Origin of the sequence: Polaromonas sp. YR568, from assembly GCF_900116715.1 — a bacterium.
Lineage (GTDB): Bacteria > Pseudomonadota > Gammaproteobacteria > Burkholderiales > Burkholderiaceae_C > Polaromonas.
On the sequence record NZ_FPBM01000002.1, the window covers coordinates 175,655 to 198,092 of the forward strand.

Annotated in this window: 22 protein-coding genes; 7 read left to right on the top strand and 15 right to left on the bottom strand. The window is 62.8% G+C overall.

Annotated features, from left to right (window positions below; all coding sequences use genetic code 11):
* Positions 1-9: 9 nt before the first annotated feature.
* From pal to BM408_RS05305, 4 genes are read right to left on the bottom strand one after another with little or no spacing between them, the layout of a single operon-like run.
* Positions 10-549 carry a peptidoglycan-associated lipoprotein Pal gene (gene pal, locus BM408_RS05290; protein ID WP_092127672.1) on the bottom strand — a complete coding sequence of 180 codons (540 nt, stop codon included), beginning with the start codon at positions 547-549 and terminating at the stop codon, positions 10-12.
* Positions 550-596: 47 nt separating this feature from the next.
* Positions 597-1,886 carry a Tol-Pal system beta propeller repeat protein TolB gene (gene tolB, locus BM408_RS05295; protein WP_092127674.1) on the bottom strand — a complete coding sequence of 430 codons (1,290 nt, stop codon included), beginning with the start codon at positions 1,884-1,886 and terminating at the stop codon, positions 597-599.
* Positions 1,883-2,755 (bottom strand): glycosyltransferase family 2 protein, encoded by an 873-nt coding sequence (locus BM408_RS05300; protein ID WP_092127676.1) that lies wholly within the window; start codon positions 2,753-2,755, stop codon positions 1,883-1,885. Before BM408_RS05300 ends, tolB begins: the two co-directional genes overlap by 4 nt.
* Positions 2,752-3,522 carry a glycosyltransferase family 2 protein gene (locus BM408_RS05305; protein WP_092127678.1) on the bottom strand — a complete coding sequence of 257 codons (771 nt, stop codon included), beginning with the start codon at positions 3,520-3,522 and terminating at the stop codon, positions 2,752-2,754. Before BM408_RS05305 ends, BM408_RS05300 begins: the two co-directional genes overlap by 4 nt.
* A gap of 245 nt (positions 3,523-3,767) precedes the next feature.
* Between BM408_RS05305 and BM408_RS05310 the strand changes: the two genes are divergently transcribed.
* From BM408_RS05310 to BM408_RS05320, 3 genes are read left to right on the top strand one after another with little or no spacing between them, the layout of a single operon-like run.
* Entirely contained in the window at positions 3,768-4,952 is a 1,185-nt protein-coding gene (locus BM408_RS05310) for an O-antigen ligase family protein (RefSeq protein WP_254774713.1), read from the top strand.
* On the top strand, positions 4,949-6,715 hold the full coding sequence (gene msbA, locus BM408_RS05315; RefSeq protein ID WP_092127682.1) for a lipid A export permease/ATP-binding protein MsbA: 1,767 nt from the start codon (positions 4,949-4,951) through the stop codon (positions 6,713-6,715). Before BM408_RS05310 ends, msbA begins: the two co-directional genes overlap by 4 nt.
* A 26-nt stretch (positions 6,716-6,741) precedes the next feature.
* Entirely contained in the window at positions 6,742-7,614 is an 873-nt protein-coding gene (locus BM408_RS05320; RefSeq protein ID WP_092127684.1) for a glycosyltransferase family protein, read from the top strand.
* A 53-nt stretch (positions 7,615-7,667) separates the two neighbouring features.
* Here the strand turns inward: BM408_RS05320 and BM408_RS05325 are convergent, their stop codons facing one another.
* From BM408_RS05325 to BM408_RS05375, 11 genes are read right to left on the bottom strand one after another with little or no spacing between them, the layout of a single operon-like run.
* Entirely contained in the window at positions 7,668-8,852 is a 1,185-nt protein-coding gene (locus BM408_RS05325; protein WP_092127686.1) for a glycosyltransferase family 4 protein, read from the bottom strand.
* Positions 8,849-9,589 carry a polysaccharide deacetylase family protein gene (locus BM408_RS05330; RefSeq protein ID WP_092127688.1) on the bottom strand — a complete coding sequence of 247 codons (741 nt, stop codon included), beginning with the start codon at positions 9,587-9,589 and terminating at the stop codon, positions 8,849-8,851. Before BM408_RS05330 ends, BM408_RS05325 begins: the two co-directional genes overlap by 4 nt.
* Positions 9,590-9,601: 12 nt before the next feature.
* A complete protein-coding gene (rng, locus tag BM408_RS05335) occupies positions 9,602-11,101 on the bottom strand; it encodes a ribonuclease G (protein ID WP_092127690.1) in 1,500 nt (499 codons plus the stop codon).
* Between the two features lie 22 nt (positions 11,102-11,123).
* Positions 11,124-11,726 carry a Maf family protein gene (locus tag BM408_RS05340; RefSeq protein WP_092127692.1) on the bottom strand — a complete coding sequence of 201 codons (603 nt, stop codon included), beginning with the start codon at positions 11,724-11,726 and terminating at the stop codon, positions 11,124-11,126.
* 7 nt (positions 11,727-11,733) lie between these two features.
* Complete coding sequence (gene rlmH, locus BM408_RS05345; protein WP_092127694.1) at positions 11,734-12,201, bottom strand: 23S rRNA (pseudouridine(1915)-N(3))-methyltransferase RlmH; 468 nt, start codon at positions 12,199-12,201, stop codon at positions 11,734-11,736.
* Positions 12,198-13,004: a ribosome silencing factor gene (rsfS, locus tag BM408_RS05350; RefSeq protein WP_092127696.1), complete on the bottom strand. Its 807-nt coding sequence runs from the start codon at positions 13,002-13,004 to the stop codon at positions 12,198-12,200. The genes rlmH and rsfS overlap by 4 nt, the downstream gene beginning before the upstream one ends.
* Before the next feature lie 29 nt (positions 13,005-13,033).
* Entirely contained in the window at positions 13,034-13,687 is a 654-nt protein-coding gene (gene nadD / locus BM408_RS05355) for a nicotinate (nicotinamide) nucleotide adenylyltransferase (RefSeq protein WP_092127698.1), read from the bottom strand.
* Positions 13,684-14,607 (bottom strand): oxygen-dependent coproporphyrinogen oxidase, encoded by a 924-nt coding sequence (gene hemF, locus BM408_RS05360; protein ID WP_092127700.1) that lies wholly within the window; start codon positions 14,605-14,607, stop codon positions 13,684-13,686. Before hemF ends, nadD begins: the two co-directional genes overlap by 4 nt.
* Positions 14,604-15,206, bottom strand: a complete 603-nt coding sequence (locus BM408_RS05365; RefSeq protein WP_175541696.1) for a 1-acyl-sn-glycerol-3-phosphate acyltransferase — start codon at positions 15,204-15,206, stop codon at positions 14,604-14,606. Before BM408_RS05365 ends, hemF begins: the two co-directional genes overlap by 4 nt.
* Positions 15,207-15,264: 58 nt before the next feature.
* Positions 15,265-16,566, bottom strand: a complete 1,302-nt coding sequence (gene purD, locus BM408_RS05370) for a phosphoribosylamine--glycine ligase (protein ID WP_092127704.1) — start codon at positions 16,564-16,566, stop codon at positions 15,265-15,267.
* Between the two features lie 35 nt (positions 16,567-16,601).
* Complete coding sequence (locus tag BM408_RS05375) at positions 16,602-17,333, bottom strand: YebC/PmpR family DNA-binding transcriptional regulator (RefSeq protein ID WP_092127706.1); 732 nt, start codon at positions 17,331-17,333, stop codon at positions 16,602-16,604.
* 88 nt (positions 17,334-17,421) lie between these two features.
* Here BM408_RS05375 and BM408_RS05380 point away from each other — a divergent pair, with 88 nt between their 5' ends.
* The 4 genes from BM408_RS05380 to upp all read left to right on the top strand — a co-directional run bounded on the left by BM408_RS05380 (position 17,422) and on the right by upp (position 22,364).
* The gene (locus BM408_RS05380; RefSeq protein ID WP_092127708.1) at positions 17,422-18,948 is read left to right on the top strand and encodes a helicase HerA-like C-terminal domain-containing protein; all 1,527 of its coding nucleotides are present in this window, start codon (positions 17,422-17,424) and stop codon (positions 18,946-18,948) included.
* A gap of 102 nt (positions 18,949-19,050) precedes the next feature.
* Positions 19,051-20,388, top strand: a complete 1,338-nt coding sequence (locus tag BM408_RS05385) for a GTP cyclohydrolase II (protein WP_092127710.1) — start codon at positions 19,051-19,053, stop codon at positions 20,386-20,388.
* Positions 20,381-21,682: a URC4/urg3 family protein gene (locus BM408_RS05390; RefSeq protein WP_092127712.1), complete on the top strand. Its 1,302-nt coding sequence runs from the start codon at positions 20,381-20,383 to the stop codon at positions 21,680-21,682. The genes BM408_RS05385 and BM408_RS05390 overlap by 8 nt, the downstream gene beginning before the upstream one ends.
* Before the next feature lie 28 nt (positions 21,683-21,710).
* On the top strand, positions 21,711-22,364 hold the full coding sequence (gene upp, locus BM408_RS05395) for a uracil phosphoribosyltransferase (protein WP_092127714.1): 654 nt from the start codon (positions 21,711-21,713) through the stop codon (positions 22,362-22,364).
* Positions 22,365-22,438: the final 74 nt, after the last annotated feature.

A 22,438-nucleotide genomic window follows, 5' to 3' on the forward strand; every position in this document is an offset into this window, starting at 1 on the left:
GCGCCCTGCTTAACGGTAGTTGAGTTCAGCGCGGCGGTTCTTCGCCATGGCTTCTTCGTCGGAGCCGGCGACTGCCGGTTTTTCCTTGCCGAAGCTCACGGCTTCCACCTGGGCATCTGCCACACCCAGCAAGCCGAGTGCGCGGCGAACGGCTTCAGCGCGTTTTTGGCCCAGGGCCAGGTTGTATTCGCGGCCGCCGCGTTCGTCAGTGTGGCCTTCGATGGCCATCTTGCGGGCCTTGTTGGCGGTCAGGTACTTGGCATGGGCTTCGATGGCGCCCTGGAACTCGGGCTTGACCACATAGCTGTCAAAGTCGAAGTAGATGACTTTGGTGGTGTTGGCCGGGCCGGCGAGCGAAGCGTCAGTGCCCTGAACTTGCACCTGGGTCACGCCACTGCCGGTTGAGCCCGTTGTGTCGCTGCCGCTTTGCTGGGTCGTGCCGGTGCGGTCTTCGACGGGGACGTCATTGAGTTTGACGCCGGAGCCGCAGGCCGTCAGCGTGGCCGCCAGGACGACGGAGGAAATGATCGAATAAATGGTGCGCTTCATGAAGTACCTCTACAAAAATTAAAACCAAGCTGAATTAAAAATGATGCTTAACGCTGGAAGGGGCCCCAATCGGGCTCCCGGATATCGCCGCTGGCGCCGGATAGCTTGGCCTTGATCTTGCCGTCCAGCGTCGTGGTCATCAGCGCTTCCCGGCCCTGCTGCTGGGTGGCGTACACGATCAGGCGGCTGTTGGGCGCAAAACTGGGGCTTTCGTCGGCCGTGGTGTCGGTGATTGGAGTGACGGTTCCGCTGGCAAGTTCCATCACATGCAGCTTGAAGGCGCCGCCTACGCGTGAAACATAGGCCAGCCATCGTCCATCCGGGCTGACTGCCGGCGAGATGTTGTAGCTCCCGGTAAAGGTCACCCTGTCGGCATTTCCGCCGCCGGGGCTCATGCGGTAGATCTGCGGCGCGCCGCCACGGTCGCTGACGAAATAGATATAACGCCCGTCCGGCGAAAAAGCCGGCTCAGTGTCGATGCTGGAAGACTGGGTCAGCCGCTTCGGCTCGCCCCCGTTCAGGCCTATGGCGTACAGCTGTGAGCCGCCGTCACGGCTGAGCGTCGCCACCAGTTGTTTGCCGTCCGGCGACCACGCCGGCGCGCTGTTCGACCCCCGGAAGTTTGCCAGCAGGCGCCGCTTGCCGCTCGCCACGTCGTGCGAATAAATGACGGGTTTGCGGGATTCAAAAGAAACATAGGCCAGTTGGGCGCCGTTGGGCGACCACGCGGGCGAAATAATGGGTTCGGGGCTGGTCAGGGCAGACTGGGCGCCCTCCCCATCGGAGTCGGCCACCCAGAGGTTGTATTTTTGCGCCGCCTTGGTGACATAAGCAATGCGCGTCGAGAAAATGCCTTTCTCGCCGGTGAGCTTTTCATAAACAAAGTCGGAGATGCGGTGCGCGGACAGGCGCAAGTCCGCGGCGCCCACCGTATAACTCTGCCCGCCGAGGTCCTGCCCCCGCACGATATCCCAGAGACGAAGGCGCACGTCGTAGCGGCCGTCGGCCAGCAGTGTCACGCTGCCGGTCACCATGGAATCGGCGCCCTTTTGCCGCCAGACGGCAAGGTCCGGGCGGGTGTTTTCGTCTGCATTGATGCCGGTGGTGTCAACCGGGCGGAACATACCGCTGCGCTCGAGGTCGGCGCGCACGATGCTGCCGATTTTTTGTGGCGCCTGTGCATCCCCGCGGAATGCGGCGACGGCGATGGGCAATTGGGTCAGGCCAACGCCGGAGACCTCGACGCGAAATTGCGCGAAGGCGGGTAAAACGGGTAAGGAGCCCGCTGTCAGGAGGGTGACAAGTGTGCGGCGGCGAAGAAAAGGTGCAATGCTCATAAGGGAGATTTGGATCCGTTCAAGGGAGTTATTTTGACGGCTGAAATGGTGCCAGAGGAGGGATCAAGTTCACGGAGGCCTTTTTCGGCCAGGACCACATTGGTTTTCATGCGCTCAAGCACCCTGTTTTTATTGATGGACTCCTGGTCGCGCGGGTTTTCGCGGTGCCAGAGGTGAAAGACTTCGGTGCCCATGAAACCATTTTTCCGGTGGATGCCCAGATGGTGAAGCCTGAGCACGAGGTCGGCATCTTCATGCCCCCATCCCTGGAAGGTTTCGTCGAATCCATTGACATGAACAAAGTCCGTGCGCCAGACGCCAAAGTTGCAGCTGCGTATGCCATGCCAGTCAAAGTCCTGTTTTACCCTGAATAAACGCCGCGGCCAGGGGACAAGGTGCAATAATTTGTTGCTGTCCCCGGTCAGCCGCGCACGCATCCAGAACGATACAGGACGGCTTGGCAAGTCGATAGCGCCATTGACTACACGCTCTGTCAGACGTTCACTGATAAGCACCCGACTCCCGTTCAAAAAACAGCCTTTTTCGGCCAGCCGCGTGTGCTGCGCCACAAAAGACTTGTTAGGCACGCAGTCCCCGTCCAGAAAAACCAGGTAATCGCCCGTGGCCTGGGCGGCTCCGAGGTTGCGGGCCCGCGCCGCTGTAAAGCCCACATCCGGGTGCCAGATGTGGCGAGCCGGGCATTTGAACGCAGGGCATTGGTCGAGCAGCATCTGCACCTGCTCCGGCCGCGAGCCGTCATCGGCCACCAGCACTTCGTGGCGTTCATCGCACTGCGTGGCCAGCGACCGCAACACGGCCAGCAAGGCATCGGTGCGGTTGTAGGTCAGGACGACAAAGCTGATTTTCATTGCGCGCCCGGCGCTCCTTTGCCGTCGCGCTGCAGCAGCCACAACTTGAGGTACCGGTAATAAGTGCCTTCCGCGTTGGAGATGGCCAGAACGAGGCCCATCTTTCCGTCCAGGAAACCCAGCCGCAAAAAATAAGTGCGGATAAAGGCCCAAAGGCCATGCCCGATCGCCTTTCCTACCGATGCGGTCTTGCCCCGGCTCAGCAGGCTTTGGGCGCCTGCCGTGGAATAGCGGTTTGCCTTGTCGAGAACGGCTTCAAAGCTGCGAAAGCTCTCGTGCAGCAGGTGCGACTGCAACTGGCCTTGCTGCCCCTGGAAGATGACCTTCTCGTGCACAAGATCGTCGCTGAAACGGGCGGCATTGCGGCGAAACAAACGCGTCACCCGGTCGGGATACCAACCCGAATGGCGCATGTACTGCCCGCAATAGCTGGACAACCGGGGAAATGCGTAAACGTCGAAAGCCGGAGCCTTGAGGCAGGCCAGGATTTCCACCTGAAGCTCAGGCGTCACCCGTTCGTCGGCATCCAGCGATAACACCCAGTCCGAGGTAGCCAGCGCGAGAGCGCGGTTCTTCTGGATGCCGAAACCCTTCCAGTCGGGGCTGACGCTGACCTCGGCGCGCAGCGAGCGGGCCATCTCTACCGTGTCGTCGGTGCTGCCTGAGTCCAGCACCACCACCTGGTCGGCGAAGCTCACGGAGCGAAGACAGGCCTCGATGTTGTGGGCTTCGTTATGGGTAATGACGGTAACGGACAAGCTTGCCAACGAATGCCTTCGCAATGATCTGGAGAGTAGCCGACGCAGGAAGCCGACACGGGATTTTGCCAGTGAAACAGGCCCGCTCGGAGCGTTAGCAGCATAGCAGAGCCCCTTGGTATCCCGGCCCGGGACGCGAAACAGAATGGCAGATAATGCGGGCACCCCTTTGGGCAACTCCTACGACCATTTTGCGAACAAAGACAATCAATTTTCGGCTTGCCATCATCTGCCTGGCCGCTGCCTCCGTTGGGTTGTCAATCGCCATCATCAGCATCGCCAAGCTGCTCTTGCTGTGTAGCGCCCTGGCGCTGCTGATTTTCTCGCGGACCCCGTCTGAAAACGGTGCCCCACTGGCAAAAACATGGACGATGCCGGCCGTGATCGTCGCCCTGCTGGCGTTCGTGCTGAGCCTGCTCTGGACAGTTGCGCCGCAGGAAGTTGCCCTGGCCTCCATCGCCAAGTACGGCAAACTCATCCTCGTCCTGGTGATGATGGCCCTGATCCGCGACCGCCGTGAAGCCATGTATGCCCTGGGTGCATTCGCCATCGCTCAGTTGGTGACAGTGCTCAGTTCGTGGCTGCTTTTTGTCGGCGCGCCCATTCCCTGGGCCAGTTCCCGCACATCCCTGACACACTACACGGTATTTTCTGGCTACCTCGACCAGGGCATCATGAGCGCGGTCTTTGCCGCGCTGTGCTGGCATTTACGTGGCTTGACGCCCGGCCGCTTCGGCCCACAAATCGCGGTCACGGCGGCGCTGGTTTCGCTGGCAAATGTGTTTTTTGTACTTGTCGGACGTAGCGGTCAGTTGGTTGGCGTCGCGCTGATATCCCTTGCCATCATGTGGCAGCTGCCGAGGAAATATCGCATCGTCGTCGCCGTACTGCCATTTTTGCTGGTGGTCGCCCTCTTCTTCAGCTCACCCACCATGCGGGAGAGATTGACGCTGCTTAAAACGGAAGTGCAAGCTTATTCGGCAACCCAGAATTCCACCACTTCATCCGGGGTCCGTATCGCATTCTGGCAGGCAGCTGTCCAGGTCGTTGCCCAAAAACCTCTTATCGGGGCCGGCGTCGGGAGCTGGAGCACCGAGTACGACCGGCTGGAGCGCGCTAAAAATCCCAAACATCAAGCCATCAACCCCGGCAGCAATCCCCACCAGGAATACCTCTACTGGGGCGTACAACTCGGCATTCCCGGCTTGCTCCTGTTTGCAGCGTTCCTGCTTTCTGTGTTGCGTGACAGCACGAGAATGGAAGTGCCCTACGCGCGTGCAGCGCAATCCGCAGTGCTGGCACTCGCCGTCGCCTGCCTGTTCAACTCCACCCTTTACGATGGCCTGATCGGGGACTTCTTCTGTATCCTGATCGGCTTGCTGCTGGCGTTGGGATTGACAAAACCCGCCGGTCCACCCACTCTCGAACGCGTAACGTGAGCTCATCTAACGACACCCCCCCGCCGCCCGCCAGGCCAGGCCTGTGGCGCCGCATCGTGCGGGTCTGGCCTTATTTCAGCGGCTCGCGTATGGGCTGGGCGCTGGCCGTCGGCGCGACGATTGTGGCCTCAGCCACCGAGCCTTTCGTGCCCGCGCTCCTCAAGCCCCTGCTGGACCGGGGCTTTCAAAAAGGCGCGCTGGACCTCTGGCTGGTGCCGGTCACCCTGATCCTGCTTTTTGCCGTACGCGGAATCTCCGGTTTTGTGGCGCAGTACGCGCTGGCCAAGGTGACCAACGAGGGCCTGCAGTCCCTGCGCCGGGCCATGTTCGGCAAGCTGCTGAGTTCGCGCCTCTCCCTGTTTTCGGACCAATCCTCCAGCGCGATCGCCAACACCGTGGTCTACGAGGTGTTCAACGGCTCGTCGATGATGATCAACGCGATCATGAAGCTGGCGCGGGACATCCTCACCCTGGTGGCCCTGGTGGCGTATCTGCTCTTCCTGAACTGGAAGCTGATGCTGATCGTTTCGCTGCTCTTCCCTGCCGTGGCGCTGGTGATCCAGCTGCTGACACGCCGCCTCTACCGCCTGACCAAGGAAAGCCAGGTCGCCACGGACAACCTGGCCTACGTCGTCGAAGAAAACGTGCTGGCTCACCGCGATGTGCGGCTGCACGGTGCGCAGGAAGGACAGGCGTCGCGCTTTGAGGCCCTGAGCAATACGCTGCGCAGGCTGTCCATCAAGTCCACTGTGGCCTATGCGGGCATGAGCGCCATCACCCAGGTGCTGGCCGCCATGGCCTTGTCGGCGGTGATCTCCATCGCCCTGCTCCAGGGCTCCGAGAACACCACCACGGTGGGCGGCTTCGTCGCCTTCGTGACGGCCATGCTGTTGCTGATCGCCCCCATCAAAAGCCTTTCCGACGGCGCAACGCCCATCACGCGCGGGCTGGCGGCGCTTGAGCGCGGGCTGGACCTGGTGGATCTGATTGACGATGAGAGCAGTGGAAGCTTTACCAAGGCAAGGGCAGCCGGCGACATCGAGTTTTCAGGCGTGAGCGTGGTTTACAAACCCGACGCGCCGCCGGCGCTGGACAACATCAGCCTGGCGATCCGGGCCGGCGAAACGGTCGCGCTGGTCGGCTCTTCAGGATCCGGCAAAACCACGCTGGCAAGCCTGCTGCCGCGCTTTGTCGACTTCTCCGCCGGCAGCGTCAGCCTGGACGGAACCGAGCTGCGGCAATGGGACCTGGCGTCCCTGCGTTCGCAATTTGCCTTCGTCAGCCAGCATGTGGTCATGTTCAACAACAGCATGGCTTTTAACGTTGCGCTGGGCCAGTCCTTCGAGCGCGACAAAGTCATCCGCTGCCTGGTGGCCGCCAACCTGGGCCAGTTGCTCGAAGAATTGCCGCAAGGCATAGACACGGTTCTGGGCCACAACGCCATGCAGCTGTCCGGCGGGCAGCGCCAGCGGCTGGCAATTGCCCGGGCACTTTACAAGGATGCGCCGGTGCTGATCCTGGACGAAGCCACCTCGGCGCTGGACACCGAGTCGGAAAAAGCCGTGCAGGAAGCCATCCAGCGGCTGGCATCGGGCCGCACTTCGCTGATCATCGCGCACCGGCTCTCCACCATCCAGCATGCCGACCGCATCATCATGATGAATGCCGGCCGCATTGTGGAGCAAGGCAGCCACGCCGAACTGCTTCAAAATAACGGCGCTTATGCCCACCTCTACCGGTTGGGCACCCAGGGCGTAGCCTAGAACCCGACAGTCCGAAAGTGTCATCGATGCCAGTTTCCATCAGCGGCTTTACCTTTATTCGCAACGGCGTGGGCCTTGGCTTTCCCTTTGAGGCGTCCATCCGGTCCCTGCTGCCTCTTGTTGATGAATTTGTCGTGGCCGTGGGCAAAGGCGAGGATGACACGCTGGAGCGTGTCAAAGCCATAGGCGACCCGAAAATCCGCATCATTGAAACCCTGTGGAACGAGCGCATGGCCGACCGCGGCTTTGTCTACGCGCAGCAGAAAATGATTGCGCAGTATTCGTGCACCGGCGACTGGGCCTTCTACCTTGAGGGCGACGAACTTGTGCATGAAGGTGAGCTGGCCGCCATTCGCGCCAGTGTCGAGCGTCACCACAACAACCCCGCCGTCGAGGCGCTGGTCTTTGATTACCACCATTTTTACGGCTCGCCCGACTGGATCTCCATCAGCCCCGGCTGGTACCGGCGCGAATGCCGCCTGATCCGCAACACCATCCGCAGCTATGCGCCCGACGGACAGTACTGGCTGGTGACCACCCAGCACAAGCGCGGGCGCAACCCGCATGCCGCGCTGGCCAATGCGCATATCTACCACTACGGCTGGATACGCCGCAACGAGGAAATGCAGAAAAAGCTGGACCAGGTCAGCAAGTACTGGGGCGAAGCCTCGGCGGCGCAGATCACTTACAGCCAGTTTGACCGCCGCGCCCTCGCCCCCTTCACGGGTACGCACCCGCAGGCTGTGCAGGCCTGGCTGGCCACCGAGGCCGAGCCGGTCCTGAACATCGACCCCGCCTACAAGCCCACGCCAAAAGAAAACAAGTACCACTTCATGCGGCAGGTGGAAACGCTGACCGGCCTGGACTTCAGCCGCAAGCACTTCAAGCTGGTGGCCTGACGCCGCGCTTCCCCGGGGAGGGCCCCGTAGAGCCTCCCAGGAGGCCGAAAACCTCAGCGCCGTTCGCTGCCGGCTTTCGCCGCGATGGCCGAGAAGTAAAGCGTCTCCTGCTGCAGCGCGATTTCCCGCCACTGGTAGTGCGTGGCAAAGGCCACGGCGCCTTCTGACAAGGTTTCCCGCAGCCCGGCCCGGCCCAGCAGATCCCCCAGCACCCGCGTCAACTCGCCCGCATCCCTGGGGTCGTCCAGCATCAGGGCATTCACACCCTGCCGCAGCAGGCCGGAAATACCGCAGTACTTCGGCCCGCTGACCACCACGGGCAGGCCGTGGGCCATGGCTTCCAGCACCACCATGGCGAAGGTGTCTTCAAACGTGGGGTGCACCAGGATGTCGGCGGCCTCGTAAGCCGGGGCCACATCCTTGAGCGCCCCCAGGAAAAACACCCGCGCACCCAGCTTGAGCGCCTCGGCCACCCCCCGGAATTCGGCAATGTGGGCCGAATTACCCACCACGGCCAGCATCACGCCGGCCGGCAGCTGCGCCATAGCCTGTAGCAGCGCCTCCAGGCCCTTCTTGCGGTAATCGTTGCCCACAAACAGCAGACAGGTGCCCTCCGCCGGCAATCTCAGCTGCGCCCTCGCCTCGCGTTTGCGGCTGGCGCTGACGGGCGGCGGCATCGTGATGCCCGGCGTCACGACTGAAGTGACAGCCCGGCTGTCCGGATAGCTGCCCGCCATGATGGGCCGCAGACTCTCGGACGTCACCACCACCTGCCGGCCCGGGCGGGCGGCGTAACGGGCGCGCTCCAGGCCCAGGTAGGCCAGCAGGCGTGGGCTGGTCACCACCTTGATCCAGCGCAGCACGCGGCGAGCGCCGTGGCGCCCCTGGAACAGGTTGTATTTGACCGGCATCACATGCACCGTCTGCACCTCGCCGTGCCAGGTGTTTTCATGAGAATGCACCACGTCAAAACCACGGCGCGTTGCCCACCAGGTGGCTGTTGCAAACCACAGCTGGTTGATCCAGCGAGGCTTGCGCAGAGGCGCAGATACCTTGTGATAGGTCACGCCGGGCCACTGGTGGTCAATTTCCTGCGCAAACACATGCATCTCGTGCCGCGCTGAAAGCTGCTCGACCAGCGCGATGGAATAACGTTCCGCACCGCCGCCGGTCGGCGAAAAAGTGCGGTTGAAGACGGCGACGCGGAGTTTCTTGGCCGGGGAATCAGGCAGGCTCATTTTTTCCGCCGGTCCTCATAGGCCGTGGCGATCTTGAGCCAGAACACCGGCAGCACAGTCGAGCGCATCACCGGCACGCGCGGCAGTTGCAGCATGTCCAGCCCCGCATGGCAGCGGCTGCGCTGCGTGGTGGTGGCGGTGGCAAAACCCAACTCCCGCGCCAGCTCCACATGCCTGGCCTTGAAGTGGCCATAGGGATAGCAGAAGTGTTCCACCGGCCGGCCAATCACAGCCTCCAGCCCGGTTTTCCCCAGCGCCATTTCGTCGCGGCCGCCCGGCTCGTCCGTCTCCAGCAAATTGACGTGCCGATGCGTGTGGGAACCGATCTCCTGCCCTCCGGCCACCCATTGCCGGATCTCGCCCTCATCCATCAACGGCGTCTGCGGGATGCCAATGTTTTCATCCCAGATATTGGTTTTACCGAGCAGCCCGCTCACGGCGTAGCAGGTTGAGGAAAACCCGTTCCGGGCCAGGGCCGGCAGGGCATGCACCAGATTGTTCTGGTAACCGTCATCAAACGTAATGCCCACCACCTTGCCGCTGCGCTCACCCTGCAGATAGGGTTGCAGAGCGCTCATCGACAAGCCTGTGTAGCCCAGGCGTTTGAGCCAGGCCATTTGCCGCGCGAAAGCTTTTGGGGCCACGTAAAGACTGCGAAACGGGCTGCCTTTGGGTGGGGCCAGGGCGATCTGGTGATAGACCAGGATGGGAATGGGTTGGCGGTTCTGGGTCAGCATGAGAAAGAAAACTCAAAGCAGGACGATGTCGTATTGCTCCTGCGCCATGGCGGCTTCCGCCTGCAAGGAGATCGGCTTGCCGATGAAGTCGCTAAGGCTGGCCAGGTGCTGGCTTTCTTCGTCAAGGAAGAGCTCTATCACCTTCGGCGACGCCACCACCCGGAACTCACGCGGGTTGAACTGCCGGGCCTCGCGCAGGATCTCACGCAGGATGTCGTACGTGACACTGCGCGCGGTCTTCACCACGCCCTTGCCCATGCAGGCGCTGCAGGGCTCGCAAAGCTGGTGGGCCAGCGATTCGCGGGTGCGCTTGCGCGTCATTTCCAGCAGGCCCAACGCCGAGAAGCCGTTCACCGTGGTCTTGATGCGGTCGCGCGCCAGCTGTTTCTGGAACTCGGCCAGCACCGCGTCGCGGTGGTTTTCCTTGATCATGTCGATGAAGTCAACGACCACAATGCCGCCCAGGTTGCGCAGGCGAAGCTGGCGGGCAATGGCTTGCGAGGCCTCCAGATTGGTTTTGAAAATTGTGTCGTCGAAATTGCGCGCGCCGACAAACCCGCCCGTGTTGACGTCCACAGTCGTCAACGCTTCGGTCTGGTCGATGATCAGATAGCCGCCGGATTTGAGGTCAACACGCCGGCCCAGGGCCTTGGCAATTTCCTCATCAATGCTGAAGAGGTCAAAAATCGGCCGCTCGCCGCCGTAGTGCTGCAGTTTCTTTTCGGTGGCGGGCATGAATTCCACCGCAAAAGTCCTGAGCTTTTCAAACTGCTCGCGCGAATCGATGCGTATGGTTTGCGTGTCCTCGACCACCAGGTCGCGCAGCACCCGCTGCAGCAGGTTCAGGTCCTGGTGCAGCACCGAGGCCGGCGGCAAGCGCAGCGACGCATCCTTGATGCGCGCCCAGGTCTTGCGCAGGTAGGTGATGTCTTCGGCCAGCTCGGCGTCCGTGGCGTCTTCGCCATTGGTCCGCAAAATGAAACCGCCGCCCATATCGCCCGTCAGGGCCTGCACGCGCTGGCGAAGCTCTTCGCGCTGCCTCGGCGGTATTTTTTGCGAAACGCCAATGTGATTGTCTTGCGGCAAAAACACCAGCAGACGGCCGGCAATGCTGATCTGCGCCGTCAGCCGCGCGCCCTTGGTGCCTATCGGGTCCTTGAGGACCTGCACCATCACCGCCTGGCCTTCGAACAACTGCTTTTCGATCGGTTGCAACGAGGCCATCGCGGGCGCCGTCAAGCCGCCGGCAGCCTGGGCGTCTGTTTCCGCGTGGCGGCTGTTGATGCTGCTCATCAAGTCGGCGACATGCAAAAAGGCCGCGCGGTCCAGGCCTATATCGATAAAGGCCGACTGCATGCCGGGCAGCACGCGAGCCACCTTGCCCAGGTACACGTTGCCGACCAGGCCCCGCTCCAGGGTGCGTTCGACGTGAAGCTCCTGTATGGCGCCGTGCTCGACCACGGCGACCCGGGTTTCCTGGGGTGACCAGTTGATCAGAATGTCTTGTTGCATGTTTTTTTGGACTATTCAATGGCTAGAAGCGAAGACCCGCCGCGTGCAGCAGCTGGGCTGTTTCCCTCAGCGGGAGCCCCATGATGCCACTGTAGCTGCCGTTGATCCGGCTGATGTGCATGGCCACCCTGCCCTGCACCGCGTAAGCACCGGCCTTGCCCATGGGCTCACCGCTGGCGACGTAGCTGCGGATCTGTGCAGGCGTCAGCGCATCAAAACTCACCTTCGAGTCGCTGAGCGCCTCGAAACGGCGGCGGCCAGCCTGCACCGCCACGGCGGTCAGCACGCGGTGCGTGCCGCCAGACAGCTCTTGCAGCATGCGGGCCGCGTCTTTCGCGTCGTCAGGCTTGCCGTAAATGGTGCGTCCCATGGCTACCGTGGTGTCCGAACAGAGGATTGGCGCGGGAGGCAGCTTTCGGCGCTTCATGCGGGCGATTGCCGCATCGAGCTTCAGGCCGGTGACGCGCTGAACGTAGGCCGTGGGCGCTTCGTTCTTTAGCACCGCCTCCAGCGACTCGGCATCCTCGTCGGCGTCCGGCAGCAGCAGCTCGTGTTTCACGCCAAGTTGTTCCAGCAATTGCCGCCGCCTGGGGCTTTGCGAGGCCAGGTAAATAAAGTCGGCCATGGGCGGGCTACTCTCGATGATAGGGATGATTGATCGTGATGCTCCAGGCACGGTAGAGCTGCTCTATCAGCAGCACACGCACCATGGCATGGGGCAAGGTCAGGTCTGAAAGACGCAAGCGCTCATGCGCGGCCTGTTTGAAGCCGGCGTCCAGCCCGTCGGGTCCGCCGATCACGATGGCAACGTCGTCACCCGACAGCTGCCAGGTTTTCAGCCTTTCGGCCAGGGCCACGGTGGTGACGGCGGTGCCGCGCTCATCCAGCGCCACGACGCGGGTGCCGCGGGCAATGCTGGCCTCAATACGCCCGCGCTCGGCAGAGAGCAGGTTCTCCAGGGTTTTGGAGGCACGTGGCTCGGTCTTGACGGCCTTGAGCTCTACCTTGAGTTCAGGCGGAAAGCGTTTGGCGTAGTCGTCATAAGCCGTCTGTGCCCAGTCGGGCACCTTCTGGCCGACGGCTACGATCGTCAGCCTCATTTGCTCCGGGAAGCGGTTTTCCTGGCGGCGGGTTTCTTGGCCGCGGTTTTGGCGGCTGTTTTGACCGCCGTCTTGCGAGCGGCGACCTTTTTGGGTGCGGGCACCTTGATGATGGGCGTCTTCACAACCGGCTTCGCAGCAGACTTGGCGCCGGCCCGGGCCGGTTTGGCGGCTGGCTCGGCTGCGGTTGCGGTCGCATTGCGTTTGGCGGTCCAGTCGTTGGTCTTGCCGACCCGGCCCACGTAGCTGGAATCGGGCGCCTTGGCCGGTGCCTTCTTGGCAGGCGCTTTTGCTGCTGACTTGCCTGCTGCGGACTTCGCACCCGCCTTGGCGGACGATTTCGCGCCGGCGCGCGAGGTTTTGGCTTTGGGTTCCGGCTCGGCCTCGGCCTTGGACGCCTTCACCAGCGGCGCAGGCGCGCCCAGCTTGAGCTTGATGGGCTTGTCGCCCCAAATCTCTTCGAGGTGGTAATACTGGCGAATGGTGGGCTGCATGATGTGCGCCACAGCGGCGCCACAGTCGACGATGATCCACTCCCCGTTGTCTTCACCTTCGATGCGCGGCTTGGCAAAGCCGGCGTCGCGCACTGCATCGCGCACGCTGGCGGCCAGCGCCTTGGTTTGGCGGTTGGAGCTGCCGGAGGCGACGATCACGCGCTCAAACAGCGAGGTGATGTGCTCAGTGTCGAAAACCTGGATGTCCTGCGCCTTGACGTCCTCCAGGCCATCAATGATGGCGCGCTGCAGTTTTTGCACGTCCTTTTTATCTGCGGCGGCGGAGGTTTTGGCGGTGGTGGAGGTCATGCAGTGTTTTGCTTCGATAAGGGAGTGAATTAATGGGAACGGTACAGCTGTTGCAGTGAAATATAACGCGCAACCGCTTCAGGTACCAACTGGGTAATTTCCCCCGCAGTGGCAGCCCCGGAGGCCGTTAACTGGCGTATCTGGGTGGCGCTGACAGGCATCAGGGGGAGATTGAGGACCGAAAAACGGTCGCTGCGGCTGCCATAGGCTTCAAACTGGGCCTCAAATTGACCTCCAGCCAGCGTGGATTGTGCGCGAGCAGCTATACAAATTATAGCAATGTCCAGAATGTCCTGCCACCGGTGCCATTGCCTGAAGGCGGCGAACTGGTCCGCACCAATAAAGAGGTAAAGCTGGGCCGCGGGATTTTCCGCCTGAAGCGCCAAAAGTGTGTCAATTGTGAAGGTCGGGCCGGGCCGCTGCACTTCACGCTCGTCCACGAAAACGTGGGGGATATCCTCAAATGCCAGTTTGGCCATGGCCAGGCGATGCGCTGGCGCGCTCAAGGCCTGCGATTTGTGCCAGGCATGGCCGGTGGGAACGACATACAGCGTGTCCAGGCTGAACTGCGCAATGGCCGCTTTGGCCAGCGCCACATGGGCGTTATGCGGCGGGTCAAACGCGCCGCCAAACACGCCGATGCGTGCGGCGGGTTTCCGCCCAGGTGACGGCTTGCCGCTCACAGCCAGTCCCGCCGCGGCAGAAAGTCCGTATAGAGGCGTTCTTCGGCGCTGCCAGGCTCTACGCCGCGCTGGTAAGACCAGCTCGCCAGCGGCGGCATCGACATGAGGATGGACTCCGTGCGCCCACCCGACTGCAGGCCGAAGTGGGTGCCGCGGTCCCACACCAGGTTGAATTCCACATAGCGGCCCCGCCGGTAGAGCTGGAACTCACGCTCGCCCTCGCCATACGGCGTCTCTTTTCGCCGTTCCACGATGGGCAGGTAGGCCGTCAAAAACGAGTCCGCCACGCCCTGCATCATGGCAAAGCTGCGCTCCAGGCCCAGTTCCTGGAAGTCGTCAAAAAACACGCCGCCTATGCCGCGCTGCTCCTGCCGGTGCTTCAGGTAGAAATACTCGTCGCACCACTGCTTGAAGCGCGGGTATTTGTCGTCGCCAAAAGGCGCCAGCGCGTCCTTGCAGGTCTGGTGGAAATGCACGGCGTCTTCTTCAAAGCCGTAATAAGGCGTCAAGTCCATGCCGCCGCCAAACCAGCAAACAGGCGCATCCGGGCTGGATGCCGGTGTTGCGGCCAGCATGCGCACATTCATGTGAACCGTCGGCACATACGGGTTTCGGGGGTGAAACACCAGCGAAACACCCATGGCCTCAAACGGCGCACCCGCCAGTTCGGGCCGGTGCTGCGTGGCCGAGGGCGGCAGTTTGGGCCCGCGCACGTGCGAAAACCCGCAACCGGCGCGCTCAAACACCTGGCCTTGCTCAAGAATCATGGTGATGCCGCTGCCCTGCAGCGGTTCGCCCGGCTCTTTGTGCCAGTGATCGGCAACAAAGGGCCGGCCGTCAACAGCGGCAACCGCATCGGTGATGCGCGCCTGCAGCCCCAGCAAAAAATCTTTAACAACAGAAAGGTCGGTCATGCTCATTTACCCGGATTCACGATGGTATCGGCTCGGCCCACGCCGGCATCCAGCAATTGCACCGGCGCCGCGCCGGCCGGCGCAAAACCGCCGCAGCCGCTGAAGGCAGCCGCAATGCGTGCCATGTCCTGCGGCTCCCGCCCTGTCAGGCGCACAAAAGTGCGCAAAACCAGGCGCTTGCGCGAATAGTCGAGCGCAGCCAGCCCCACAGGCACATCCGCCCCCAGCGCCACACGGTAAAACCCGCTGCGCCAGCCCGGCGTGTATTTGCGGGTTCCTTCAGGCGACAGCGCCAGCCAGAAATACTCGCCACGCTCCTTCTTTTGCCTGATCAGCGACACCATTTGCGCCACGGCGCCATTCGGCGCGGTGCGGCTAACGGGCACCCCGCCCAGCCAGCGCAGCCATGCGCCAAAGACCGGGATGCGGAACAGGCTGTCTTTGCCCCAGAACTGCAGGGGCACGCCCAAAGACCACTTCAGGAGCACACCCACCACAAAGTCCCAGTTGGACGTGTGGGGGTAGACCAGCAAAACACCCTGAAGCGTGGGCAGGCCCTCAAAGTCCGCCCGCCAGCCGGCGCAGCGCAGGAGAAACTGCGCCACCCGGCTTCCCCTGAACTGCACAGGGTACGGAGTCGGAAAACCGGCGCCCATCCCCAGATCAGGGCTTGAGGGCGCGATAGCCGATGTCCTTGCGGTACTGGGCGCCGTCAAAATCAATGCCCTGCGCGACTTCATAAGCGCGCTGCTGCGCGGCCTTGACGGTGCCGCCCAGCGCGGTCACGCACAGCACGCGTCCGCCCGAGGTCACCGTCCCGTCACCGTCTTTGCGCGTGCCGGCGTGAAACACCATGGCGTCTTCTGGCATGTCGCTGCCTTTGATCAATCCCTTGATGGCATCGCCCTTGCGGGGGTTGAGCGGGTAGCCGTGGGCAGCCATCACCACACCCAGAGCCGGCCGGCGGTCCCAGTCCAGCTCGATCTGGTCCAGCGTGCCCGAGGTGGCGGCCATCATCACGTCGTACAAATCGGTTTTCAGCCGCATCATGATGGGCTGGGTTTCCGGGTCGCCCATGCGGCAGTTGAATTCAAGCGTCTTGGCCTTGCCTTCGGCGTCGATCATCAGGCCGGCGTACAAGAAGCCGGTAAAGGGAATGCCGTCTTTTTCCATGCCTTTGATGGTGGGCAGGATGATCTCGCGCATCGCGCGGCCGTGCACCTCGGGCGTTACAACCGGGGCCGGCGAATACGCGCCCATGCCGCCGGTATTGGGGCCCTGGTCGGCGTCCAGCAGGCGCTTGTGGTCCTGGCTGGTCGCCATGGCGGCCACATTCTTGCCGTCGCACATCACGATAAAGCTGGCTTCTTCGCCTTGCAAAAACTCCTCAATCACCACGCGCGCGCCGCCTTCGTTGTGCGTCACGCCCAAGGGGTTGAAGTTCGGATCGGGTGCGAGCATGAACTCGATGGCTTCATGCGCTTCGTGCAGCGTCATGGCCACGACCACACCCTTGCCGGCAGCCAGGCCGTCGGCCTTGACGACGATGGGCGCGCCCTTTTCGTCCACATAGGCATGGGCCGCCGCTGCGTCGGTGAAGGTTTCGTACTCGGCCGTGGGAATGCCGTGGCGCTTCATAAAGGCCTTGGAAAAGGCCTTGGAGCTTTCCAGCTGCGCCGCCGCCTTGGTGGGGCCGAACACCCTCAAGCCATGCGCACGGAATTCATCCACGATGCCGGCAGCCAGCGGTTGTTCAGGGCCGACCACGGTCAACGCGATTTTTTCGGCCAGCGCCCATTCGCGCAAGGCCTTCACGTCGGTGATGGCGATGTTTTCCAGCCGGGCATCCAGCGCGGTGCCGCCGTTGCCGGGTGCGACGTACACCGCCTGCACCTTGGGAGACTGCGCCAGTTTCCACGCCAGGGCGTGTTCACGGCCACCGCCGCCCACTACGAGAACTTTCATGCTGCTGCTTTCATTGTTGTTTCTTTATGCGCTTCTTACGCTTCTTCGGACAGGGCTGCGTTGTGGAACACGTCCTGGGTATCGTCCAGGTCTTCCAGTATGTCGAGCAGTTTTTGCATCCTGCGGGCATCGTCGCCGGTCAGCTCTATGGTGTTGTCGGCGCGCATGGTGACTTCGGCCACCTCAGGCTTCAGGCCTGCGGCCTCGAGTGCGTTCTTGACGGCCTCAAAGCCGGTGTAGGGCGTCAGCACCTCGATGGCGCCGTCCTCATGCGTGATCACGTCGTCGGCGCCGGACTCCAGCGCCACTTCCATGATTTTGTCTTCGCTGGCGCCGGGCGCAAAAATCAGCTGGCCGCAGTGTTTGAACTGAAACGCCACCGAGCCTTCAGTGCCCATGTTGCCGCCATGCTTTGAGAACGCGTGGCGCACTTCGGCCACGGTGCGCACCTTGTTGTCGGTCATGCAGTCGATGATGATGGCCGCGCCGCCTATGCCGTAGCCTTCGTAGCGCACCTCTTCATATTGCACGCCTTCCAGGCTGCCGGTGGCTTTGGCGATACCGTATTTGACGTTTTCATTGGGCATATTGGCCGCTTTGGCCTTGTCCACTGCCAGCCGCAGCCGCGGGTTGGTGCCCAGGTCGCCGCCGCCCATGCGGGCTGCCACCATGATTTCGCGCATCACGCGTGTCCAGATGCGTTGGCGTTTTTCGTCCTGGCGGCCCTTGCGGTGTTGAATATTCGCCCATTTACTATGACCAGCCACGACAGAAACCCTTTATTCGATGCTTTTCAATGATTAATTGATTTAATCTACAACCAGCATTTTACTTTTTCACCCATTCCATACCGCCATGGCCGAAACCACCGCCCTCCCCCTGCTCATCGCCCGCAACGCCGACACCCAGTGCGAACTGCTGCCCGGCCTGGCCAACCGCCATGGCCTGATCACCGGCGCCACCGGCACCGGCAAGACGGTGACGCTGCAAACGCTGGCCGAGAATTTCTCCAAAATCGGCGTCCCGGTCTTCATGGCCGACGTCAAAGGCGACCTGACCGGCATCAGCCAGGCCGGCAGCATTGGCGCCAAGATGGCCGGTGTGCTGAAAGAGCGCGGTATCGACATCCCTGAATCCCTGGCCTGCCCGGCCACGCTGTGGGACGTCTTCGGCGAACAAGGCCACCCGGTGCGCGCGACCGTCTCCGACATGGGCCCGCTGCTACTGGGCCGCATGCTCAACCTCAATGAAACCCAGGCCGGCGTGCTGAACCTGGTCTTCAAGATCGCCGACGACAACGGCATGCTGCTGCTCGACCTGAAAGACCTGCGCGCCATGCTGCAGTACGTGGGCGACAACGCCAGCGAGTTCACCACCAAATACGGCAATGTCAGCGCGGCCAGCGTGGGCGCCATCCAGCGCGGGCTGCTACAGGTTGAAAGCCAGGGCGGCGACAAATTCTTTGGCGAGCCCATGCTCAACATCAGCGACTTCATGCAAACGGTCGATGGCAAGGGCGTGATCAACGTGCTGGCCGCCGACAAGCTGATGAACTCGCCGCGCCTTTACGCCACCTTTTTGCTGTGGATGCTCTCCGAGCTGTTCGAGCAACTGCCCGAAATCGGCGACCCTGAAAAACCCAAGCTCGTCTTCTTCTTTGACGAGGCGCATTTGCTTTTCAACGAAGCGCCCAAGGTGCTGGTCGAACGCATCGAGCTGGTTGTACGCCTGGTGCGCTCCAAGGGCGTCGGTGTCTACTTCGTGACGCAGAACCCGCTGGACATCCCCGACTCGGTGCTGGCGCAGCTGGGCAACCGCGTGCAGCACGCCCTGCGCGCCTTCACCCCGCGCGACCAGAAAGCCGTCAAGGCCACGGCGCAAACCATGCGGCAAAAGCCAGGTCTGGACATCGAAACCGCCATCACCGAACTGGCCGTCGGCGAAGCCCTCGTCAGCCTGCTCGACGCCAAAGGCCGGCCCGGCGTCACCGAGCGCGTCTTTGTGCTGCCGCCCGGCAGCCAGATCGGCCCGATCACGCCGCAGCAGCGCCAGGCGCTGATCCAGGGCTCGCTGGTGGCGGGTGTGTATGAAAAAACCGTGGACCGCGAGTCCGCCTACGAAAAGATCAACGGCCGCGCCGAAGCCGCAGCCACAGAAGCCGCCAAAGCGCCCCAGGGCGGCGCGGCCGGCACCACCGATTCGGGCGGCATCATGGGCGGGCTCAACGACGTGCTCTTCGGCACCACGGGCCCACGCGGCGGCAAGCATGACGGCCTGGCGCAAAGCATGGCCAAGTCAGCCGTGCGCACCATGGGCTCGGCGGTGGGCCGCGAAATCATCCGCGGTGTGCTGGGCAGCATCTTTGGCGGTAAAAAACGCTAAGTACGCCAGTTGCCGCCTGTCTTAAATTAGCGACCTGATACAGGTAGCGGACTTGTCAAGCCCGGCCCGCATCGCTACATTGGTTTTTTTGAAGGATCCGCAATGCCTGCTGAAGTAGCCGCCAAGTCCTCTGATCCTCTGGCTGCGCCCGCCCCCGCCAACCCCGTTGCACCCGCAGCGCCCGCCAGTACCTCTTCGTCCGCCCCTTCCCAGCACATCCGGCTGACCTCCCATGCCGGTGGCCACGGCGCGCTGCCCATTCACTGGGGCGCGGCCACCCCGGCCGAGCGCGGGCCGGTGGTCGGCACCACCACCAAACGCAGCCACCGCAACGTCATCGGCACACACAGCGGGTCTTACAGCGTCTACCGCGCGCTTGCCATTGCCTCGGGTGCGCTGTCGGCCAAGCACAAGGCCGACCTCACCAACACCTCACCGACCGACATCATCGGCCCCTACCCGCAATGGAGCGAGCCCGGCCGCATCGTTGCCATGGACCCCTGGGGCGCCACGGTGGCCGACGTGTTTGCCAATGAACTCGCGGCGGGCTACGACATCCGCCCCACCATTGCCGTCACGCAGGCGCACGTCATCCTGCCCGAAGTGATTGAAGCCCTGCAGTCCGGCCGCCTGAAGGCCGACGGCAAATACCTCACCGCTGGCGGCGCGGCCATGGTCACCAAGGTGGCAGTCGAGCCCGTCTGGTACCTGCCTGAAGTGGCCCGCCGGTTCGGCTGCAGCGAGACCGACCTGCGCCGCGTGCTGTTTGAAGAAACCGGCGGCATGTACCCCGAACTCGTCACCCGCAGCGACCTGGAGGTGTTCCTGCCTCCCATAGGCGGCCTCACTGCCTATATCTTCGGCAAGCCGCGCGACCTCGCCAACCCAGACATCGAACTCACCGCCCGCGTGCATGACGAATGCAACGGTTCGGACGTCTTCGGCTCCGACATCTGCACCTGCCGGCCCTACCTCACGCATGCGATTGAAGAATGCATCCAGGGCGCGCAGCGCGGCGGCGTGGGCCTGGTGTCTTACTTCCGCAAAGAGGGCCGGGCGCTGGGCGAAGTCACCAAGTTCCTGGTCTACAACGCCCGCAAACGCCAGGTAGGCGGCGACACGGCTGAGCAATACTTCAACCGCACCGAATGCGTGGCCGGCGTGCAGGACATGCGCTTTCAGGAGTTGATGCCCGATGTGCTCAACTGGCTGGGCATCCGAAAAATTCACCGACTTGTTTCCATGAGCAATATGAAATACGACGCCATTACCCGTGCAGGCATCGAAGTGGTGCAGCGCATCAACATCCCGGATCACATGATTCCCGCCGACGCCCAGGTCGAGATGGACGCCAAGATGGCGGCGGGCTATTTCACCCCCGGCGCGGTGCCCACTGCCGAAGAGCTGAAAAAAGCCAAGGGCCGGGGGCTGGATGTCTGAAGCCAAAGCCCCTGCCAGCCAGCCCGCCAACGCCAACTACACCATTGCCGGCAACATTCGCGGCATAGGCGCTGCGGCCGAGTTGCGTTCCACCGCCACCATACGCACCCGCGCCAACGCCCTGCTTGAGCGCGCCCGCCGCGGCGAATCCGCCTGGTTTACCGTCAACGACGGCGCGCTGGCCACCGCCGCAGCGCTGGTTGCCGAAATCACCCGCGCCCGCTACCCGGACCTGCGCATTCCGTACCACAGCCGCTGGCGCCATTTCGAGGCCGGCGGTGTGGACCGCCCCGGCCAATTGAACGAAGCACTGGCATCCGCCACCTCGGCCGGGCGCGCTCGCGCGCAGATCGACCTGGCGCTTGTCAGCGTGCTGCTGGATGCCGGCGCCGGCCCGGAGTGGCGCTATCTTGAAGCCGCCCAGGACGAGCGCCCGAGCTGCGAATACAGCCGCTCCGAAGGCCTGGGCGTGGCGAGCTTCCACGCATTTACCGCCGGGGTTTTCTCCAGCGATTCGCAAAACCCCATGCAGGCCGATGCGGCCGGCCTCAAAGCCATCACGGCCGACCAGATCGCCAATGCCTTCCAGGTCACGCCCAACAACCCGCTTGTCGGGCTGGAGGGCCGGGCCGCGCTGCTGCGCCGCCTGGGCCAGGCGCTGCAAGACCAGCCCGCGCTGTTCGGCCAGCGCGGCCGGCCCGGCCACCTGTTTGAGGCGCTCGCGCAACCGGGCAAAAGCTCCATCGAGGCGCATGAACTGCTGTCCGTCCTGCTCACCAGCCTGTCGTCCATCTGGCCGGCGCAAAACACGCTGGGCAATATCCCGCTGGGCGACTGCTGGCAGCACCCTGCCGCGGGCGATGCAGACTCCGGCCCCAGCCAGGGCTGGATGCCGTTTCACAAGCTGTCGCAGTGGCTCACCTACTCTCTGCTGGAGCCCTTCGAGTGGGCCGGCGTGCGGGTCCACGGGCTTGACGCCCTGACCGGCCTGCCCGAATACCGCAACGGCGGCCTGTTCCTCGACGCCGGCGTGCTCCACCTCAAAGACCCCAGCCAGGCAGAGCGCCTGCACGCCGCCGGCGACGAGCTGATCGTGGAGTGGCGCGCATTGACAGTCGCCCTGCTCGACGAGCTCGCGCCGCTGGTGCGTGAGCAGTTAGGATTGACCGCTGAGCAAATGCCGCTGGCCTGCGTGCTCGAAGGCGGCACCTGGGCGGCAGGGCGCGCACTGGCACAGCAATTGCATCAAGGTTTGCCGCCCCTGAACATCCAGAGCGACGGCACCGTATTCTGAAATTTCAAAAAAAGAGGCACCTGACAACATGACCACCTCCAGCGCCGCGGCCCCTGGCAAAGTCCACCTGATCGACCACCCGCTGGTACAGCACAAGCTCACCCTGATGCGCCGCAAGGACGCGTCCACCAACACCTTTCGCACCCTGCTCAACGAGCTCAGCATGCTGATGGCCTATGAGGTCACCCGCGACATGCCCATGCAGGACATCGAGATCGAAACCCCGCTTGAGGTCACCACCTCCAAAGTCATTGACGGCAAGAAGCTGGTGTTTGTCTCCATCCTGCGCGCCGGCAACGGCATTCTGGAAGGCATGCTCAGCGTGGTGCCCGGCGCCCGCGTCGGCCATGTGGGCCTGTACCGCGACCCGAAAACGCTGACGGCAGTGGAGTACTACTTCAAGATGCCGCACGACATGGAAGAGCGCGACATCGTCGTGGTCGACCCGATGCTGGCCACTGGCAACTCGGCCATCGCGGCGGTTGAGCGGCTCAAGGAACTCAACCCCAAGTCCATCAAGTTTGTCTGCCTGCTGACCTGCCCTGAAGGCATCAAGGCGCTGCAAACCGCGCACCCCGACGTGCCCATCTACACCGCCGCCATCGACCGCGAATTGAACAGCCACGGCTATATTCTGCCGGGCCTCGGCGATGCCGGCGACCGCATATTCGGCACGAAATAGGCATCCAGCCCAATAGGGACGAGCGTAAGAAGCTCCTGAATTGATAGCATCACCCCAGACACCCCGATACCGTT

What these genes read in the sequence shown, in the direction of transcription:
- pal (WP_092127672.1), bottom strand. Translation starts at nt 549, where the DNA reads ATGAAGCGCACCATTTATTCGATCATTTCCTCCGTCGTCCTGGCGGCC.
- tolB (WP_092127674.1), bottom strand. Translation starts at nt 1,886, where the DNA reads ATGAGCATTGCACCTTTTCTTCGCCGCCGCACACTTGTCACCCTCCTG.
- BM408_RS05300 (WP_092127676.1), bottom strand. Translation starts at nt 2,755, where the DNA reads ATGAAAATCAGCTTTGTCGTCCTGACCTACAACCGCACCGATGCCTTG.
- BM408_RS05320 (WP_092127684.1), top strand. Translation starts at nt 6,742, where the DNA reads ATGCCAGTTTCCATCAGCGGCTTTACCTTTATTCGCAACGGCGTGGGC.
- BM408_RS05325 (WP_092127686.1), bottom strand. Translation starts at nt 8,852, where the DNA reads ATGAGCCTGCCTGATTCCCCGGCCAAGAAACTCCGCGTCGCCGTCTTC.
- BM408_RS05330 (WP_092127688.1), bottom strand. Translation starts at nt 9,589, where the DNA reads ATGCTGACCCAGAACCGCCAACCCATTCCCATCCTGGTCTATCACCAG.
- rng (WP_092127690.1), bottom strand. Translation starts at nt 11,101, where the DNA reads ATGCAACAAGACATTCTGATCAACTGGTCACCCCAGGAAACCCGGGTC.
- BM408_RS05340 (WP_092127692.1), bottom strand. Translation starts at nt 11,726, where the DNA reads ATGGCCGACTTTATTTACCTGGCCTCGCAAAGCCCCAGGCGGCGGCAA.
- rlmH (WP_092127694.1), bottom strand. Translation starts at nt 12,201, where the DNA reads ATGAGGCTGACGATCGTAGCCGTCGGCCAGAAGGTGCCCGACTGGGCA.
- rsfS (WP_092127696.1), bottom strand. Translation starts at nt 13,004, where the DNA reads ATGACCTCCACCACCGCCAAAACCTCCGCCGCCGCAGATAAAAAGGAC.
- hemF (WP_092127700.1), bottom strand. Translation starts at nt 14,607, where the DNA reads ATGAGCATGACCGACCTTTCTGTTGTTAAAGATTTTTTGCTGGGGCTG.
- purD (WP_092127704.1), bottom strand. Translation starts at nt 16,566, where the DNA reads ATGAAAGTTCTCGTAGTGGGCGGCGGTGGCCGTGAACACGCCCTGGCG.
- BM408_RS05380 (WP_092127708.1), top strand. Translation starts at nt 17,422, where the DNA reads ATGGCCGAAACCACCGCCCTCCCCCTGCTCATCGCCCGCAACGCCGAC.
- BM408_RS05385 (WP_092127710.1), top strand. Translation starts at nt 19,051, where the DNA reads ATGCCTGCTGAAGTAGCCGCCAAGTCCTCTGATCCTCTGGCTGCGCCC.
- BM408_RS05390 (WP_092127712.1), top strand. Translation starts at nt 20,381, where the DNA reads ATGTCTGAAGCCAAAGCCCCTGCCAGCCAGCCCGCCAACGCCAACTAC.
- upp (WP_092127714.1), top strand. Translation starts at nt 21,711, where the DNA reads ATGACCACCTCCAGCGCCGCGGCCCCTGGCAAAGTCCACCTGATCGAC.